The following is a 14411-nucleotide window of genomic DNA, read 5'->3' as shown; positions in this document are numbered from 1 at the left end:
TGAAGGCTCTTCTTCGGCCTCTGTCTGCTCGGCCCAGCCGCTTGCGGGCGGCTCGGCTTCGATCGCACAAGACCGCCCGCATGGCCGGTCTTGCGTCCGATCTCAGTCCCAGCTCAAAGCGCCACCGGATTGGTATTCGATGACGCGGGTTTCAAAGAAATTGCGTTCCTTCTTCAGATCGATCATTTCGCTCATCCAGGGGAAGGGGTTCTCTTCGTTGGGGAAGAGCTCCTCCAGTCCGATCTGGGTGGCACGGCGGTTGGCGATGTAGCGCAGATAGCCCTTGAACATCGAGGCGTTCAGGCCCAGCACGCCGCGCGGCATGGTGTCCTCGGCGTAGCGGTACTCGAGCTCGACGGCGTGCAGGAACAGGGCCTTGATCTCGGCCTTGAACTCGGTCGTCCACAGGTGCGGGTTCTCGGCCTTGAGCTGGTTGATCAGGTCGATGCCGAAGTTGCAGTGCATGGACTCGTCGCGCAGGATGTACTGGTACTGCTCGGCGGCGCCGGTCATCTTGTTCTGGCGGCCCATGGCCAGGATCTGCGTGAAGCCGACGTAGAAGAACAGCCCCTCCATCAGGCAGGCGAACACGATCAGGCTCTTCAGCAGGGTCTGATCGGCCTCGGGCGTGCCGGTGACGAAGTTCGGATCCATGATCGCCTCGATGAAGGGGATCAGGAACTCGTCCTTGTCGCGGATCGACTTGACTTCGTTGTAAGCGTTGAAGATCTCGCTCTCGTCCAGGCCCAGCGACTCGACGATGTACTGGTAGGCGTGGGTGTGGATCGCTTCCTCGAAGGCCTGGCGCAGCAGGAACTGGCGGCACTCGGGGGCCGTGATGTGGCGGTACGTGCCCAGCACGATGTTGTTGGCGGCCAGCGAATCGGCGGTCACGAAGAAGCCGAGATTGCGCTTGATGATGCGGCGCTCATCCTCGGTCAGACCGTTCGGGTCCTTCCACAAGGCGATGTCGCGCGACATGTTCACTTCCTGCGGCATCCAGTGGTTGGCGCAGGTGGCGAGGTACTTTTCCCAGGCCCATTTGTACTTGAAGGGCACCAGCTGGTTGACGTCGGTCTGGCCGTTGATGATGCGCTTGTCGGCCGCGTTGACGCGGCGCTGGCTGGCGGCCTGGGCCGAGCTGGAAGTGGCGGTGCTGGCTTGGGGCGCGGAGACTGCTGCACGCGCGACCGGAGCCTTGCTCGGTGCTGCGTTCGCGGTGGCGCTATGTGCTGCGCTTTGAGAGGGCTTCAGGTCTTCTTCCCAAACCAACATGGTGGACTTCCTATCGCGTTGAATTATCAGAGTGTTGTGTTCAAACACCAAGGACTTCTTGACAGCGAGACCCTCTCGCTGTTGCTGTGCTGCATCGAAGCGGCGGCACGCACAAGGTCCTCGGGTCAAGCATTCATCGATGCAGCGCCGACACCCGATCGGCGTTTGCATCGATGAACACTCGCATCGCGGGCGTTCATGCAAGACCGGCCGCTTGCGCGGCCAGGTCTTGCCTCTTCTCTTACTGGCAGGCTTCGCAGTCCGGGTTGTCGATCGAGCAGAACTTCATGTCGGTCGCCGGCAGCGACTCTTCCGCGACGACCGGCGCCGCTGCAGCGGGCGCCGACATCACCGCCGGCGTGCCGCTCGACACCGCGTTCAGCTGACCGGCCTTGCTCACCGTGCTCTTCTCGGCGGAAGAGGCGCTCATCGTGCGCAGGTAGTAGGTGGTCTTCAGACCGCGCTGCCAGGCGAGCTTGTAGGTCTCGTCCAGCTTCTTGCCCGAGGCGCCGGCCATGTAGATGTTCAGGCTCTGCGCCTGGTCGATCCACTTCTGGCGGCGCGCGGCGGCTTCCACCAGCCACTGCGTCTCGACCTCGAAGGCGGTGGCATAGAGGGCCTTCAGCTCTTCCGGCACGCGGTCGATGCGGCGCAGCGAACCGTCGAAATGCTTCAGGTCCATCACCATCACGTCGTCCCACAGACCCAGCTTCTTCAGGTCGCGCACCAGCGATTCATTGATCACGGTGAACTCGCCGGAGAGGTTGGACTTGACCGACAGATTGCCGAAGCAGGGTTCGATCGAGGCATCGACGCCGATGATGTTGGAGATGGTCGCGGTCGGGGCGATCGCCACGCAGTTGCTGTTGCGCATGCCGTGGGTCGCGATGCGGCCGCGCAGCGCGTCCCAGTCCAGGCTGACGCTGCGATCCACGTCGACATAGCCGCCGCGCGCCTCGGCCAGCAGGTCCAGCGAGTCGATCGGCAGGATGCCGCGGTCCCACAGCGAGCCGCGGTAGCTCGAGTAGCGGCCACGCTCGGCGGCCAGCTCGGTGGAGGCCCAGTAGGCGTAGTAGCAAACGGCTTCCATCGAGCGGTCGGCGAACTCCACCGCGGCGTCGGAGGCGTAGGGCGTGCGCAGCGCGTACAGCGCGTCCTGGAATCCCATGATCCCCAGACCCACCGGGCGGTGACGCAGGTTCGAGTCGCGCGCCTTCTTGACCGCGTAGTAGTTGATGTCGATGACGTTGTCCAGCATGCGCATCGCCGTGGCCACCGTCTTCTTCAGCTTCTCGTGGTCAATTTCCTTGCCGTTGGCGCCGTCCTTCAGATGCTGGACCAGGTTCACCGATCCGAGGTTGCAGACCGCGATCTCGTTGTCATTGGTGTTCAGCGTGATCTCGGTGCACAGATTGGACGAATGCACCACGCCCACATGCTGCTGCGGCGAGCGCACATTGCAGGCGTCCTTGAAGGTGATCCAGGGATGACCGGTCTCGAACAGCATCGACAGCATCTTGCGCCACAGGTCCTTGGCCGGCATGCGCTTGAACAGCTTGATCTCGCCGCGGTCGGCCTTGGCCTCGTACTCGCAGTAAGCCTTCTCGAAGGCCTTGCCGAACAGGTCGTGCAGGTCCGGGCAGGTCGAGGGGCTGAACAGGGTCCAGTCGCCGCCATCCATCACACGACGCATGAACAGATCGGGGATCCAGTTCGCGGTGTTCATGTCGTGGGTGCGGCGGCGATCATCGCCGGTGTTCTTGCGCAACTCCAGGAACTCCTCGATGTCCAGGTGCCAGCTCTCCAGATAGGCGCAGACCGCGCCCTTGCGCTTGCCGCCCTGGTTCACCGCGACGGCGGTGTCGTTCACCACCTTCAGGAAGGGCACGACGCCCTGGCTCTTGCCGTTGGTGCCCTTGATGTGCGAGCCTAAAGCGCGCACCGGGGTCCAGTCATTGCCCAGGCCGCCGGCGAACTTGGACAGCAGTGCGTTCTCCTTCAGCGCCTCGTAGATGCCGTCCAGATCGTCGGCCACCGTGGTCAGGTAGCAGCTGGAGAGCTGCGAGCGGCGCGTGCCGGAGTTGAACAGCGTCGGGGTCGAGCTCATGAAGTCGAAGCTCGACAGCACCTCGTAGAACTCGATCGCGCGCGCCTCGCGGTCGATCTCGTTCAGCGCCAGGCCCATGGCCACGCGCATGAAGAAGGCCTGCGGCATTTCGATGCGCTGCTCGCCGATGTGCAGGAAGTAACGGTCGTACAGGGTCTGCAGACCCAGGTAGTCGAACTGCAGGTCGCGCTCGGCCTTCAGCGCGGCGCCCAGGCGGGCCAGGTCGTACTGCTGCAGCTTCTCGTCCAGCAGCTCGGCCTGCACGCCCTTCTTGATATAGCCGGGGAAGTAGTCGGCATAGCGCGACTGCATTTCGGCCTGGCTCACCTCGCCGCCGATGATCTCGCGGCGGATCGTGTGCAGCAGCAGGCGCGCGGTGGCGCGGCTGTAGCCGGGATCCTTCTCGATCAGGGTGCGGGCGGCCAGGATCGAGGCCTTGTAGACCTCGTCGATCGGCACGCCGTCGTACAGATTGCGCTTGGTCTCGGCGATGATGGGCTCGGGCTTGACGTCCGCGCCCAGGCCTTCGCAGCTGGACCCGATCAGGGCCTGCAGCTGAGCGATATCCAGCGGCACGCGCTGGCCGCCGTCGATCACGCTCAGGCCGGACTCCGGCAAGGAGGCCACGGCCGCCTCGCCCTTGGCCACGCGCTCCTGCGCGCGGCGCTCGCGGTACAGCACATAGGCGCGCGCCACTTCGTGATGGCCGCCGCGCATCAGGCCCAGCTCGACCTGGTCCTGGATGTCTTCAATATGAAAGGTGCCGCCGGCCGGGCGCGAGCGCAGCAGCGCGCGCACCACGTTCTCGGTCAGGCCGTCCACCGTCTCGCGCACGCTGGCCGAGGCCGCGCCGCTGGTGCCATGCACCGCCAGAAAGGCTTTCATCAGAGCCACGGCGATCTTGCTGGGCTCGAAGGACACCACCGCGCCGTTGCGGCGGATGATCTGGTAGGCCTGGTAGGCCGAGGAATGCGCCACCGCAGCGCTCGCGCCGTGAGCGTGCTGGGCGACCGTGTCCGATGAGGTGCTGGCTACAACGGTTTGCATATCAAAAATCCTCGTCTGCGTGTCTTGTTCGAATCAAAGAACGCAATGCCCGGGCGAGCGGCGCGCTGCCCTGGAATCGCATTCGGTTTTGTTGCTGGCTTGAGGCGACCGGGCGCTCGCACGACTGAAATCGAGCGGCACCGGCACCCCTTCTGCTGACCTCGATGCCCACCTCTTGTACCCCGCCAAGAACAGGGCGGTGGCGGGCGTGGCAGCTGCAAATGCTTGAAGCATGTCGGGTCTTGCCGAGGTCAGAAGGATACCATGGAGAACACTATATCTAGCGGGCATGCTCGCTTCAAGCACTACCGATAGCGTTCAAACCCCGTTGACCTGAGGGAGCGATCGCGCTAGCGAGTCACGCGGCGAAGGGCCCGATGGCGGCGGGCTCGGCGCCGGACTCGATGAACAGCGAGATCGCCCTGCCAGGCCCGCGCCGGGCCTGGCTTGCAGCACGAATCGGGCTGCCAGGCCGCGTCAGGACTAGCCTCGATGGCGGCTCAGCCGCCCTCGGCGTCCACGCCGGCACCTTCGATGATGCCCAGCCGCGCCATCCGATAGCGCATCTGGCGCAGGGAAAGCCCCAAGGAAGCGCCCGCCGCCGTGCGGTTGAAGCGATGCCGCTCCAGGGCCCGCAACAGAATATTGCGCTCGACCTCGTCCAGATACAGGGCCAGGTCTTGGGGCAGCGGGGTGTCGTCGCCGCCATTGCCCGCGAGCAGGGCAAGCGGTACCGCGGGCGCGCCCTCCTCCGGCGCATCCAAGGCCGCCTGGCGGGCATCGTCCAGCAGGGCCTCGGGCAGCCCGAGGTCCTCGGCGGCGATGATCTCGCCGCCGGACAGGGCCAGCGCCCGGTGCAGCAGATTCTCCAGCTCGCGCACATTGCCGGGAAAGGCGTAGCGCGCCAGTTGCGACAGGGCCGCCGCGGCCAGGCGTGGCGCCGTCGACACGCCGGCATCGCGCGCAATGCGCTCCAGCACCCGTTCGCTGATCGCCCCCAGGTCCTCGATGCGCTCGCGCAGCGGCGGCACGCGGATCTGGATCACGTTCAAACGGTAGAACAGATCCTGGCGAAAGCGCCCGGCCGCCACCTCGGCCGAGAGGTCCTTGTGGGTGGCGCTGAGGATGCGCACATTGACCGGTGCCTCGGCCACCGCGCCGACCGGCCGCACCGAGCGCTCCTGGATGGCGCGCAGCAGCTTGCTCTGCATCGCCAGCGGCAGGTCGCCGATCTCGTCGAGGAACAGGGTGCCCTCGTGCGCGGCCTGGAAGAAGCCTTCGCGGTCCTCGTTGGCGCCGGTAAAGGCGCCCTTGCGGAAGCCGAAGAACTCGGCCTCCAGCAGCTGCTCGGGAATGGCGCCGCAGTTCACCGCGATGAAGGCGCGCGCGCCGCGCGGGCTGGACTCGTGGATGGAGCGGGCCACCAGCTCCTTGCCCGTGCCCGATTCGCCCTGCAGCAGCACCGGCGCCATGCTGCGCGCCACCTTGGCGATCAGGACCCGCACCTGCTGCATGGCCGCCGAATCACCGGCCAGCCGATGCAGGGTCGCAGCGGCCGGCGGCGGCGCGATAACCCCGCTAGCCCCGCGCGGGCGCGCGGCCGGACGCGGCGACCGCTCTGCCGGCAAGCTCTGGGCCGGCGGTGCGGCGGACGGCGCAGCGGACGGCTGGCGCCCCAGCGCCGAGGCCACCACGCTGCGAAACTGGCGCAGGTCCACCGGCTTGGTCAGGTAGTCGTAGGCGCCGGCCTTCAGGGCCTCCACCGCGTTCTCGGCCGAGCCGAAGGCGGTGATCACCAGGGCCTTCTCGGGCCGCCTCTGCTGCTCCAGCCAGTCCAGCACGTCCAGGCCGGTGCCATCGGGCAGACGCATGTCTGTGATCACGGCGCTGTAGCCCCGCTCGCTCAGCCGGGCGATGGCCTCTTCCACCGAACCGGCGGTGTCCAGCTCGTAGCCCTCGCGCAGCAGGGTCAGCTCGTAGAGCGTGCGCAGATCGGGTTCGTCGTCGACGACCAGCAGGCTGTAGGCGGGGGCAGCATTCATGGGAATGGGGTCTCGGCCGGCAGGCGCCGCAAGGTGATGACGAACTCGTTGCCGCTGTGCCCGGCTGCGCGCTGGCGCTGGTAATCGATGCGCCCGCCATAGCGCTCGCACAGCTCGCGGCAAATATACAGGCCGAGACCCGATCCGCGGCTACGGGTCGAGAAAAAGGGCTCGAACAGATGACGCTCCACGTCCGGAGCGATCGGTTCGCCGGCGCTGAAAACGCTGAGCCGCACCCCTTGCTCGGCTTGGGCGCGCAGGCTCACGAGCAGGGCGCCGGGTCCGGGCGCGGCATGGCGCAGCGCGTTGTCCAGCAGATTGATCAGCACGCGCCGCAGATGCTCGGGCTCGAAGGCGACCAGTAGCGCCTGCTCGGGCATTTGCAGGTTCAGCGGGCTTTGATCTCCCGGCGGCAGCTTGTTGGTCTTGGCCCAGTCGGCGCAGGCCTCGCGCACCAGCGCGACCACATCCAGGCTGACCGGCTGCGGCGGCAGGCCGGGGGCCAGCTCCATCACGTCGTCCACGATGCGCTTGAGGCGCTGCACATTGGAGGCCACCATGGCGGTCAGCGCCTGCGCGTGCGGGTCGACGCAGTCTTCGGCCAGCAGGGCATTGGCCTGGTCGATCGCCGCCAGCGGATTGCGGATCTCGTGCGCGATGCCGGCCGAGACGCGCCCCATCGCGGCCAGCTTCTCCTGTCGACTGCGCGCCAGCACATTGCGCATGTCCTCGATGAACAGCACGCACAGGTCTTCGGTACCCTGCCCTTCGCGCCGACGCGTGAAGCGCATGCGCAGCCGCAGGCTGCGCATCTCGCCGGGCGCCAGCGGCAAGCCCACGTCGCGCCCCTCGGCCGGCCAGGCGCCGTCGGCGAAGGCACGATCCACCGCCTGCACCAGGGGCTCCCAGGACGCCACGCCGTGCAGCGGGAATGGCGCCGTGCGCACCAGGTTGCCGGCCGACAGCAGGCCGCGCGCGGCCGGGTTGGCGGCCCGCACATGACCGCGCCGGTCCACCACCAGCACCCCTTCCTGCATCTCATCGATCACCAGCCGGCTCAGTTGTGCCTGCTGGCGTGCCAGCTCCATGCTGCCGCGCGCCGCGCGCTCCTCGCGCGCCAGACGCCCCGCCAGTTCGCTGGCCAGCAGGCCGACGACGAAAAAGCCCATCCCGGCCAGCCCCGCCTGGGTCATGCGCAGGCCGACATCGGCGCCGAGCAGCATGTGCCACCAGCCCACCCCCAACATGACCAGGGCGGCCATGGATGCGGTCGCCAGCGCCAGCAGGCGCGGCGTCAGCACGCCCGCCATCAGCACCGGCATCACCAGCAGCGCGCCATAGCTGAACCCGCTGCCGCGATCGAGCAGGTGCAGCATGCTGAACAAGCCCAGGTCCAGGCCGATGCTGGCCCACCAGCGCGGGCTGCTCAGGCGCGCAAAGGACTGGGGCGTGACACCATGCTGCAGCCGCGGCAGGAACCACTGGATCAGGGCCTGCACCGCATAAAAGCCGCACAGCGGCAGCGCCCAGGCGGGCATCGCCGTCCCGAGCATGCCGACCAGCACCTGGGTGCCCAGCAGCGCCATGCCGAGGGCGGCGCGCGCGGCCAGACAGGCGCGGTACAAGCGCTGGAAGGTGGTGTCGCCGGCCTTCACCGGGCGGAACCCCTGGCGGAAGAAGAACTGCGAGTCGGCGCCCGCATCGCCCTCCACCCCATCGATCAGATCGCTGTCGATGGCACTGCTGTCACTGCCAGCGGCGCCGAACCAGGCGCGCGCGGCACCGGCCGCGGTGGCCGGATCGCGGCGTTCACGCACCCTGTTCGGCCTCGAAGGCCGCGCGATGCGCGGCGCTGCAGAACAGGCCTCCCCGCCCGGGCAATGCCTCGCTGCGCGGCACATGCAGGCCGCATTGCGCACAGGCCACGATGTCCGGGGCGCTGGCGGCGGGCTTCTCGGGCTCGGCGCGGCGCGCCGGCGGCGCCGGCGGGCGGCTGCGCTTGAGCCCCAGCACAAAGAAGACCAGCCCGACGATCAGGATCAGCAACAGGTATTTCATGCGTGTCGTTCAGTAGCCCGCACCGCGTTGCAGCAAAACTTCCAGCACGAAGCGCGAGCCGGCATAGGCCAGCAGCAACAGGGCCGCGCCGAAATAGAGCCAGCGCGTGGCGCGCCGGCCGCGCCAGCCGAACACCCGCCGGCCGGTCAGCAGGCCGGTCAGCACCAACCAGCCCAGCATCGACAGCAGGTTCTTGTGGTCCCAGCGCCAATGCGGCGTGAACCACCAGCCCAGCAGCAGGGCCAGCGACAGCACCACGACGCCGGCCCCGACAAACTGGAAGGTCAGGCGCTCCAGGCGCAGCAGCGGCATGCCGGCCTGACCTTTGGGGCTCTTCAGGCGCATCTGGCGTTCGGCCCGGTTCAGCATCACCGCATGCAGCACGGCCACGCCGAACAGGCCGTAGGAGGCCAGGCCCATCACCCAGTGCAGCGGCGCCCAGGGCGAAACCGCCAGCGGCCGGCTCTCGCCCGGAAAGCCCCAGGCCAGCAGCACCGCCAGCGCGGCCAGCACGGCCAGCACGCGCCGCGCGCCGGGCAGCGGCACGAAGCGGCTTTCCACCATATAGACGGCCAGCACCAGCCACAGGGTCATCGACAGCGCCGGCGCGAAGCCGAAGCGGGCGCCAGGTCTTGCCAGGCCCAGCCCGGCAATGTCCAGCACCAGGGCCGCCAGGTGCGCCAGCCAGGCCAGCACCAGCAGGCCGCGCAGCCTGGCGCCGCCGGTCGTCTCCGGCGTCAACGCGGCCGCGCCATAGGCCAGCAGGGCCACCAGACTGCTGGCCGCCAGCAGGGTCGCGGGCAGGCCCGAGGACGCGAACGATAAAATCATCGCCACAGTGTAATTTGCGCGCCCGCTCCGCCGCGGCGCCTCCCCCATGGCCTCCACCCTGACCGATCGCCTGAGCCAGCTTGTCAAGACAATGCGCGGACAGGCCCGCATCACCGAAAGCAATGTGCAGGACATGCTGCGCGAAGTGCGCATGGCCCTGCTGGAGGCCGACGTGGCCCTGCCGGTGGTGCGCGACTTCATCGCCCGCGTCAAGGAGAAGGCGCTGGGCCAGGAGGTGGTGGGCTCGCTTAACCCCGGCCAGGTGCTGGTCTCGGTGGTGCAAAAGGAGCTGGCCGCCACCATGGGCGAGGGCGTGGCCGATATCAATCTGGCCGCCCAGCCGCCGGCCGTGATCCTGATGGCCGGCCTGCAGGGCGCCGGCAAGACCACGACGACGGCCAAGCTGGCCAAGCATCTGATCGAGAAGCGCAAGAAGAAGGTGCTGACGGTCTCGGCCGACGTCTACCGCCCGGCCGCCATCGAGCAGTTGAAGACGGTCACCAAACAGGCCGGCGGCGAGTGGTTCCCCTCCGCGCCGGATCAGAAGCCGCATGACATCGCGCTGGCCGCGATCGACTACGCGAAGAAGCATTACTTCGACGTGCTGCTGGTCGACACCGCCGGCCGTCTGGCGATCGACGAGGCCCTGATGGCCGAGATCCGCGATCTGCACGCCACCCTGAACCCGGTGGAGACCCTGTTCGTCGTCGATGCGATGCAGGGTCAGGACGCGATCAACACCGCCAAGGCCTTCAAGGACGCGCTGCCGCTGACCGGCGTGGTGCTGACCAAGCTGGACGGCGACTCGCGCGGCGGCGCCGCGCTGTCGGTGCGCCAGATCACCGGCGCGCCGATCAAGTTCGCCGGCGTGTCCGAGAAGATCGACGGGCTGGAGGTGTTCGACGCCGAACGCCATGCCGGCCGCGTGCTGGGCATGGGCGACATCGTCGCGCTGGTGGAAGAGGTCACCAAGGGCGTGGACATGGCCGCGGCCGAGAAGCTGGCCAACAAGCTCAAGAGCGGCGACGGCTTCGACCTGAACGACTTCCTGGCCCAGATCTCGCAGATGAAGAAGATGGGCGGCCTGTCCAGCCTGATGGACAAGCTGCCGACCCAGATGACCGCCAAGGCCGGCGCGCAGGACATGGACAAGGCCGAGCGCGACATGAAGCGCATGGAAGGCATCCTCAACGCGATGAGCGCCAAGGAACGCCGCCAGCCCAGCCTCTTGATGGACGGCAAGAGCAAGGCCAGCCGCAAGCGCCGCATCGCCGCCGGCGCCGGCGTGCAGATCCAGGAAGTCAACCGCCTCTTGAATCAGTTCGACCAGATGCAGGGCATGATGAAGAAGATGAAGGGCGGCGGCCTGATGAAGATGATGAAGAAGATGGGCGGCATGAAAGGCCTGGGCGGCATGATGCCGCCGGGGTTGAAGTAACACCCCCTACCTGCTTCGCAGGCCCCCTCAAGGGGCGAGCCCGAACGCCCGGCAAAGCCGGATCGTCGGGCTCCGCTGGATCAATGCGGTCGGTGCTACTCGAGCAAGGCCTGCGCGAACTCGCGCGCGCTGAAGGTCTGCAGGTCTTCCAGCTTCTCGCCCACGCCGATGAAGTAGACCGGGATCGCGCGCTCGCGGGCGATCGCCGCCAGCACGCCACCCTTGGCCGTGCCATCCAGCTTGGTGACGATCAGGCCGGTCAGGCCCAGCGCGTCGTCGAAGGCCTTGACCTGGGCCAGCGCGTTCTGGCCGGTGTTGCCGTCCACCACCAGCAGCACCTCGTGCGGCGCGCCCTCCTGGGCCTTGGCGATCACGCGCTTGATCTTCTTCAGCTCCTCCATCAGGTGCAGCTGCGTGGGCAGGCGGCCCGCCGTATCGGCGATCACCACATCGCAGCCGCGTGCGCGGCCCGCGACCACCGCATCAAAGGTGACGGCCGAAGGATCGCCGCCCTCCTGGCTGACGATCTCGACGCGCGTGCGGTCGGCCCACACCGAGAGCTGCTCGCGCGCCGCGGCGCGGAAGGTGTCGGCCGCGGCCAACAGCACCTTCTGCTCGGCATCGGCCAGATGGCGGGTCAGCTTGCCGATGCTGGTGGTCTTGCCGGCACCGTTGACGCCCACCACCATCATCACGGTCGGGCTCGCTTCGCCCACCGCCAGCGATTTTTCCAGCGGGCGCAGCAGCTCGCTCAGCGCCTCGACCAGCAGCCCGCGCACGGCGGCCGGCTCGGTGGCCTTGGCCTCCCTGACGCGGCGCTTCAGGTCCTCCAGCAGAAACTCGGTGGCCTTGACGCCGGCATCGGCCATCAGGAGCGCGGCCTCCAGCTCTTCATACAGGGCATCGTCGATCTGCGTGCCGGTGAAGACCTGGGCAATGCTGGAGCCGGTCTTGCGCAGCCCCTGGCGCAGCTTGTCCAGCCAACTCTTGCGCGGCGCTTCGGGGGTCGGCGCCGGCACAGCCGCGGCGACCTCCATGGCTGCAGTTGGTGCAGGGGCCGCCTCGGCCACAGGAGGCAGGGGCGGCGGTACGGCGACCGGCGCCTCGACGGGCGCAGGCGCCGGAGCGGCGCCGAACTTCTTCTTGAGAAAACTGAACATCGAGGACTCTTCGCGAAGGTGCGGTGCAGGGGCCGAAAGCGGGTCAAAAAAAATGCCTCGGCGACACTTGCATTGTCCTCTAAAAGTTGGCTATACTTATGGGCTTGAGGCGCTTTAGCTCAGCCGGTTAGAGCGACGGAATCATAATCCGCAGGTCCGGGGTTCGAATCCCTGAAGCGCCACCAACACCTAGACCCCTGGTAGATCAATGATTTACCAGGGGTTTGTCTTTTCCGGGGTCCACCTGAGAGGTCCACTTGATCATGGGCATCCGGCGACCGGCGCGTCTTTACCAGAAAAAATCCGGCATCTTCTTCATCCGCATCCTGTTAGGCCCAGCAAAGTTGGGCCCTGCCGAAAACGGCCAAACTAAACAGGAGTTAAGACGGTCCCTCGGCACGAAAAGCCTGACCGTCGCACGTAGCATTTCTTCGTACATGAACGCGCTGCTGGAGCGTGTTCCCTTCAACGAAAGAACTGCTCACGTGGACACGCACCTCCGACACGCCATCAACACCTGGACACTGCCAGGTGGCATTTCCGCCTCCGACGACGACGACCAGGAGCGACTGCTGCGCTTCCTTGACAAGAAGCCCGAGATCGAGCAAGCCATCCTCGACCAGATGAAGGCTCGGGCGCGCTACCTGAACAGTCTGGCGGACCAGGCCGAGCGCGCCACCTCGGCCAGCGCCATCATGCTGCCGGGCCAGCCGGCGCAGCAGTTCGTGGCCACGCCCGCCCAGTACGCCATGGCCATGCCCGCACCGAGCTACACGATGCGCATGGCGGCTGCGCGCAGGGCCTATCGCAACCGTTACGGCAAGGAGCTCTCGACTCAGAAAGACCGGACCGCCGATGACAAGAGCCGACTGCTGGAACTGCTGGTGGAATACCTGCAGCGAAAGCACCCGGAACTGGGCGACGATCCGCTCGTCCACCTGATCGACACGCCCCACCTGCGAGGCTTCATGCGCGAGCAGCAAGAGCGTCCGGGGAAGCGAGATGCGCCAGATGGCGAGGGCAAGGCCGGCGCGGCACCCCTGACACTCATCAGGAAGCTGTCGGACCTGAACCACTTCTTCGATTTCCTGGTCGACGTCGAGAAGGTCGCCCTGAAGAACCCCGTCCACGGCTTGAAGGATGCGCGAGAGGCGTGGCAGGCCCAAGCCACCGCCGATGATTTCCACTATCTGCCGTTCCGCAACGACGACTTCGTCAAGATCTTCAAGCCCGAACACTACCTGGCGCACACTCGCGACCCGGACCACTATTGGAGTCCGCTCCTGGGCGCGCACCTTGGCTGTCGGCTCGGTGAGGTCGTCAATCGCAAGCTGTCCGACATCGGCCACATCCGTGAGGTGGACGTCTGGTACATCGATGTGCCCGAAGAAGGTGCGAAGAACAGCAACTCCGTCCGCCGCCTGCCGATCACGCAGCCGCTGATTGACCTGGGGTTCATCGAGTACGTCAAGCACCTGCGGCGCCTGGGCGCGGAGTACCTGTTCCCGAATAGGGATTGGACGACCCCCACGGCGTTGAGGGATCCGTCCAAGACGCAGTCAGTCAGGTTTGCAGCCAACCTTGACGTCATCGGCCTGACATCGCCCCAGCTTGTGTTCCATAGCTTCAGGCATACGGTGGTGAATGTGCTTCACGACGCAGGCGTTCCTTTGTCGCACGCGATGCAGATCTGCGGCCATGAAGCGCAGGAGCACGCCATCCGGAAGGGCACGTTGACTGAGGAGCAGGCTCGCAGCGTGCACCACACCACCTACACCCAGTCGGATATCGCTCGGCTCGGCACCGAGTACCCCATCTTGCCGCTGAAGGAGGCTCTGGAGCGTGCCGTTATCTTGCCGCTGGACTACAAGCGCCTGCGACGCGCGTCTGATCTGGTTCAAGAGCACACCCGGAAGATCGCCGGGGAGTTTCGGACGGGTTGGCCTGCACAGCGGCATAGCTACACGGATGAGGTGCTTGAGCGGCTGGCGGCATGAACTCGCCAACCGCTGCTGGCGTGGATTTCGCGTCGTGGGCAGTGCGCTATGGTCGCCCGCGGTTCCTTGCGCCTGGTCCTGCTCCTGTTGAAGGGCAAGGCCGATTGGCTTCCAGAGCGACGTTGTCAGGCGTGCTCGGTCGAGATCAACGGTGGCTGCCGGAGCAGTTGCCGTGCGAGCGGCTTGGACCGGAGGCTGGCTGCCGTCGTTCAGGATGACCGGCCCGTCGGCAGGTTCTGAAGTAAAGCGGCGGTTCGCCGCAAAGATCTAGGCTGACGGGAACTCCAACCTTTCGCTCTAGGATCGGACGAAACCATGCGGCATGCCAGTCCTGCGATAGTGTCCAAGAGGGGGTCAATTTCCATGGAAATTGACCCCGTGTTGATTTCCGGCAAGAACTGACCCTCAACCGTCACTGATTTCCGTTCAAACCTGACCCACGTATGAACCCTAGCC

At 66.6% G+C, this 14411-nt stretch carries 9 protein-coding genes and 1 tRNA gene; 3 read left to right on the top strand and 7 right to left on the bottom strand.

Annotation, left to right across the window (positions count from 1 at the left end; translation table 11 throughout):
• Positions 1-102: 102 nt before the first annotated feature.
• From AC07OQ_RS20430 to AC07OQ_RS20405, 6 genes are all read right to left on the bottom strand, one after another.
• On the bottom strand, positions 103-1275 hold the full coding sequence (locus tag AC07OQ_RS20430; RefSeq protein ID WP_495054982.1) for a ribonucleotide-diphosphate reductase subunit beta: 1173 nt from the start codon (positions 1273-1275) through the stop codon (positions 103-105).
• 241 nt (positions 1276-1516) lie between these two features.
• The gene (locus tag AC07OQ_RS20425; protein ID WP_495054981.1) at positions 1517-4429 is read right to left on the bottom strand and encodes a ribonucleoside-diphosphate reductase subunit alpha; all 2913 of its coding nucleotides are present in this window, start codon (positions 4427-4429) and stop codon (positions 1517-1519) included.
• A 500-nt stretch (positions 4430-4929) separates the two neighbouring features.
• The gene (locus tag AC07OQ_RS20420; protein ID WP_495054980.1) at positions 4930-6471 is read right to left on the bottom strand and encodes a sigma-54-dependent transcriptional regulator; all 1542 of its coding nucleotides are present in this window, start codon (positions 6469-6471) and stop codon (positions 4930-4932) included.
• Positions 6468-8288 carry a sensor histidine kinase gene (locus AC07OQ_RS20415; RefSeq protein WP_495054979.1) on the bottom strand — a complete coding sequence of 607 codons (1821 nt, stop codon included), beginning with the start codon at positions 8286-8288 and terminating at the stop codon, positions 6468-6470. The genes AC07OQ_RS20420 and AC07OQ_RS20415 overlap by 4 nt, the downstream gene beginning before the upstream one ends.
• The gene (locus AC07OQ_RS20410) at positions 8281-8529 is read right to left on the bottom strand and encodes a PP0621 family protein (RefSeq protein WP_495054978.1); all 249 of its coding nucleotides are present in this window, start codon (positions 8527-8529) and stop codon (positions 8281-8283) included. The genes AC07OQ_RS20415 and AC07OQ_RS20410 overlap by 8 nt, the downstream gene beginning before the upstream one ends.
• 9 nt (positions 8530-8538) lie before the next feature.
• On the bottom strand, positions 8539-9360 hold the full coding sequence (locus AC07OQ_RS20405) for a cytochrome C assembly family protein (protein WP_495054977.1): 822 nt from the start codon (positions 9358-9360) through the stop codon (positions 8539-8541).
• 46 nt (positions 9361-9406) lie between these two features.
• Between AC07OQ_RS20405 and ffh the strand changes: the two genes are divergently transcribed.
• The gene (gene ffh / locus AC07OQ_RS20400) at positions 9407-10798 is read left to right on the top strand and encodes a signal recognition particle protein (RefSeq protein WP_495054976.1); all 1392 of its coding nucleotides are present in this window, start codon (positions 9407-9409) and stop codon (positions 10796-10798) included.
• 95 nt (positions 10799-10893) lie between these two features.
• Here ffh and ftsY read toward each other — a convergent pair whose 3' ends face one another.
• Positions 10894-11958: a signal recognition particle-docking protein FtsY gene (gene ftsY, locus AC07OQ_RS20395; protein WP_495054975.1), complete on the bottom strand. Its 1065-nt coding sequence runs from the start codon at positions 11956-11958 to the stop codon at positions 10894-10896.
• A 108-nt stretch (positions 11959-12066) separates the two neighbouring features.
• Between ftsY and AC07OQ_RS20390 the strand changes: the two genes are divergently transcribed.
• Positions 12067-12143 (top strand) — tRNA-Met (locus AC07OQ_RS20390).
• Between the two features lie 78 nt (positions 12144-12221).
• Positions 12222-13955 carry a site-specific integrase gene (locus AC07OQ_RS20385; protein ID WP_495055014.1) on the top strand — a complete coding sequence of 578 codons (1734 nt, stop codon included), beginning with the start codon at positions 12222-12224 and terminating at the stop codon, positions 13953-13955.
• Positions 13956-14411 lie beyond the last annotated feature (456 nt).

Source organism: Roseateles sp. GW821-FHT09B06 (assembly GCF_059418245.1).
This window is presented reverse-complemented; position numbering and strand designations above follow the sequence as displayed.

Coding starts and splice junctions, on each gene's coding strand:
- AC07OQ_RS20420 (WP_495054980.1), bottom strand. CDS start 6,471: ATGAATGCTGCCCCCGCCTACAGCCTGCTGGTCGTCGACGACGAACCC.
- ffh (WP_495054976.1), top strand. CDS start 9,407: ATGGCCTCCACCCTGACCGATCGCCTGAGCCAGCTTGTCAAGACAATG.
- AC07OQ_RS20425 (WP_495054981.1), bottom strand. CDS start 4,429: ATGCAAACCGTTGTAGCCAGCACCTCATCGGACACGGTCGCCCAGCAC.
- AC07OQ_RS20430 (WP_495054982.1), bottom strand. CDS start 1,275: ATGTTGGTTTGGGAAGAAGACCTGAAGCCCTCTCAAAGCGCAGCACAT.
- AC07OQ_RS20405 (WP_495054977.1), bottom strand. CDS start 9,360: ATGATTTTATCGTTCGCGTCCTCGGGCCTGCCCGCGACCCTGCTGGCG.
- AC07OQ_RS20385 (WP_495055014.1), top strand. CDS start 12,222: ATGGGCATCCGGCGACCGGCGCGTCTTTACCAGAAAAAATCCGGCATC.
- AC07OQ_RS20410 (WP_495054978.1), bottom strand. CDS start 8,529: ATGAAATACCTGTTGCTGATCCTGATCGTCGGGCTGGTCTTCTTTGTG.
- ftsY (WP_495054975.1), bottom strand. CDS start 11,958: ATGTTCAGTTTTCTCAAGAAGAAGTTCGGCGCCGCTCCGGCGCCTGCG.